Genomic DNA, 3,593 nt, shown 5'->3' on the forward strand with positions numbered 1-3,593 from the left:
AGCATCGATTTTCGTGCCGTTGATCGACACCACGCCCAGACGCAGCAGGCCCGTCTCACGCGCCAGAAGCAGGACCTGGGCAAATGCAGCTTCAATGGCCACCTGGTTCGTCCGGCGGAAAGTCGCAATCGTATCATGATCCGGATGCAGGTTCGCCGCCACGAAGCGCACACCGATGTCGCGATATGTCGCCCGCTCAATCCGGCGTGAGGAAAACAGCCCGTTTGCATAGCTGAAGATCAGAAGGGCCAGCATCAGGCACGGGTGATACTGTGCCTTCCCACCCGTGCGCGCCGGCACGCAGAACACGCTCATCGGAACCCGTTCAACGGCAGCTACAACGAAATGCGCCATATCGTCCGCCGGAAGCCACGACTTCAGGTCAGGAGGCAGAAGATATGGCTGGGATCGATCAAACGGGATGAAGCTGCTCATCTCACCACCTTACAACTTCACCTCTTCACAGGGTACCCCAACCCGACAGGCTGCTAGGAAGTTAAGAAACTTGTCCCCAGGTTTGAAGCGGCCAGCGGTTGCAGATGCTGGCGCTGGATCATACGGAGTTAGTCAAGGCATTAGGCACTTTCATTGCGATCATGAATCCGTTTCTAAGACTGCCAGTTTTCCTTGCGATGACAGCCAGATTTACGGAGACGCAGCCGTGCGGCGCTGCGTTCAGAACACATGTGATCCTGCAGCATTGAACGTTAGACGGCTGCTGCCTCCCACATAGGCCGATCCTATTGCGAGGGTAGAGGCACGGGCGCCTCGCGGCGGTCTATGCAACAGCTTCCAGAGTGCAGGGTCCCTGTTGTAGAAATCAGGCACGTATCGCAGCAGGCCGTTTTCGTCCACGAATGCGGTCTGGTAAATGACGAATACCGGCACGCCCTTCGGCAGGGTGTGACGTGTCGTCTTGCCGGTTGCGATGTCCTGATCGACGGTCCTGAGGGGTTCCTTCAGCAAAAGGGCCGCCAGTTCCCGCGGATTTTGCACCCGGATGCAACCATGACTGATGCGGCGGTTGACGCGGTTGAAAAGGGACCGGTCGGGCGTGTCGTGAAGATAGACGTCAAACCGGTTGGGCATGTCGAACATCAGCAGGCCCAGCCCCGCTTCCGATCCCGCCATCTGCTCGATTTCTCCGTTGGGAAGCATGATCATCCTATTGCGGGCAAGATAGTTCGGATCGCGACTGATTCTGGGCAACATCTCACGTGTAACGATGTCTTTCGGAACGACCCAGGGCGGGTTGAACAGGCCCGCTTCGATTACCGCCTGGAATTCCGGGCTTTGGTTGCGCTGCGCGTCCTGCCCGACGATCACCCGGGTGGCCAGTACCGGCTGGTCATCGCGGTAGGCCACCAGCCGTTCATCCGCCACGTTGACCACGATGCGATCGGCGGGCATCGCGCGTGGCAGCCATCTCTGGCGCTCGAGATTGACCTCGATCCTGTGCTGGCAATCCAGGACCTTGCGCCGCTCGGTCGGTCCTGCGGAACGGCAGGTCCGCAATGCCTGTTGCAGGGCGCGATAGCCTGGGGTCGTGGGGGCCAGGCTTTCGATCATGGCTGCTGGGTCGGCGCCGTCCAGGGCTTGGCTCACCACGGCGGCGACATCGACCGCAGCGGGCGCCAGGGCCTGATTGTCGTCCCTTCGTTCCGGCGGCACGGCTCCGTGCGCCAGAGCGTCGGCATAGGACAGCGCTGCGTCCGACAGCAGAAGTTCACGCTCAAGCGGTGTCAGGTTCTTGTCATGCCGCAATAGGTCGGTGTGAAACGATGCGGGGTCCAGACCTTGGTCGCCCGCTTGGGCAATGGCCTTCAGGACGGCCTTTGCCTGGGCGGGATGGCTGTCCCATACTGGCTTGAAGTCGTGGAGGTCGTAAAATCGTTTCAGCAGGCCGGTGTTGAGCATGTCCCTCCCCGCGGTGACAGATGCCGGTGCGTTGAGCGCGCGCCCTATCTCGGTCGATGCAGACTCCGGGGTGGTAGTACAGGCGGAGAGAGCCACCACCGCCGCCAGCGCGCAATGGCGAGTGGCGGCAACCCATAGGGCCATGGTGCGTTCTACTGTTCCGATCGTTGAGGAACTGTTATAATATGACTTGTTCTGCCACCATGATGTAGACATGAAACACGACTCCTCGATCTTTCAGTATGATGTAAATAGTAGTTTGACTTTCTATCGAGTGATGTTCCTAAATATTTACTGGCCATCAGGGCCTTAACAAAGGAATAACAGATGTCCGCGCCATCCAAAACATCGTCCTGTTACAGACTGCTCCGTAATGCGGCGTTTGTAGCCGTTGCCATTCCTCTGCCGATGCTCGCCGCTTGCGCGGACCACAAGCCCCCACCGGCGCCTGCGCCCGTCGAAGCTGCGCCGCCGCCGCCGCCGCCACCGCCGTCAGCACCTCCAGCCCGCGGCTGAAGCCTGCTTTCGACAGTTCAATACATGAGATTCCAGCTCCTTTGTGGAGCTGGAAGATTCGAAAAACTTTTTGGATATGATGCGCTCTCTGGTCTTGTAATGAGGGGGCATGAAACAGCCCGGTTTCTTTGTGGACTTGTAACGGTTTTGTGCCGGTCAGGAAGTGCTTATGCCACTCTTGCTTCAAAAGCGAGGGGGCTGATGCCGCGCAGATATGAATGGCGTCGACGTGGATTGTAGAAACCATTGATATACTGGAAGATGGCGGCGGTAGCCTGACGGCGGGTTGGCCAGTTCTGTCTCCAGAGCCATTCCGCCTTCAGGCTTTTGAAAAATGTTTCGACGGCAGCGTTGTCAAAACAGTTTCCCTTTCCGGACATTGAAGCCAGCAGTCCATGGGCCGCCAGCAGCTTTTTCTGGAAATCATGGGAGCCATACTGGCTGCCACGATCGGAGTGAAAAATACAACCTAGCGCCGGGTCACGCAGCCGTACCGCCATATCTAGGGCACGGATGGCCAGATCCTTTTTCATCTGGTCGCTCGCGGCCCACCCGATCACGCGACGACTGAACAGATCAATGACGACAGCCAGGTAGAGCCAGCCCTCGGCAGTCCAGATAGAGCTGATATTTCCCGCCCATTTCCAGTTGGGGCCTTCAGCAAGGAAATCACCGTCCAGAAGGTTGGCCGCAATGTCAGACTGGTAGTGGCTGTCGGTCGTCACCTTGTGGCGACGGGTGCGCACGGGCCGGATCCCGTTGTCCTTCATGAGGCGGCCAACGCGACGTTCCCCGACATCAAGCCCGGCTTCCCTGAGTTCCATGGTCATGCGCGGCCGTCCGTAGGAACCGTTGCTCAGGGCAAAATGCTCACGGATATGCGTCAGTACCTTCAGATCGGTACGCTGGCGCTGGCAGGCCGGTCGGGATGCCCAGGCCCGGTAACCCCGTGCCGAGACCCGCAAGACCTGGCACAGCCTCCCGATTGGCCATTCATGCCGATGTCCGTGGATGAAAGCGAACCTCATGGCTTTTGGCTCGCGAAGAACTGGGTCGCTTCCTAGAGCATTCTGTGATTAGGTTGATGCATATCCTGAGTTTTTGAGGTAGTTGGCACATTCCTGTGGTGAGAAGCCTTTGATGAGTGAGCCGATGCGTTT

Annotated in this window: 3 protein-coding genes and 1 pseudogene; all 4 read right to left on the reverse strand. The window is 58.5% G+C overall.

Annotated elements, in window-relative coordinates:
- The coding region (locus CFR76_RS17255; protein ID WP_146222725.1) for a transposase at positions 1-435 on the reverse strand (435 nt) is incomplete at its 3' end.
- A gap of 240 nt (positions 436-675) precedes the next feature.
- On the reverse strand, positions 676-2,133 hold the full coding sequence (locus CFR76_RS17265) for a L,D-transpeptidase scaffold domain-containing protein (protein ID WP_110557940.1): 1,458 nt from the start codon (positions 2,131-2,133) through the stop codon (positions 676-678).
- Between the two features lie 85 nt (positions 2,134-2,218).
- A complete protein-coding gene (locus CFR76_RS18195; RefSeq protein WP_167402165.1) occupies positions 2,219-2,620 on the reverse strand; it encodes a hypothetical protein in 402 nt (133 codons plus the stop codon).
- Positions 2,601-3,491, reverse strand: a pseudogene (locus CFR76_RS17275) (IS3 family transposase); the annotation flags it as partial. The gene CFR76_RS18195 and the pseudogene CFR76_RS17275, both read right to left, overlap by 20 nt.
- Positions 3,492-3,593: the final 102 nt, after the last annotated feature.

The organism is Komagataeibacter swingsii (assembly GCF_003207895.1).
Classification (GTDB): domain Bacteria; phylum Pseudomonadota; class Alphaproteobacteria; order Acetobacterales; family Acetobacteraceae; genus Komagataeibacter; species Komagataeibacter swingsii.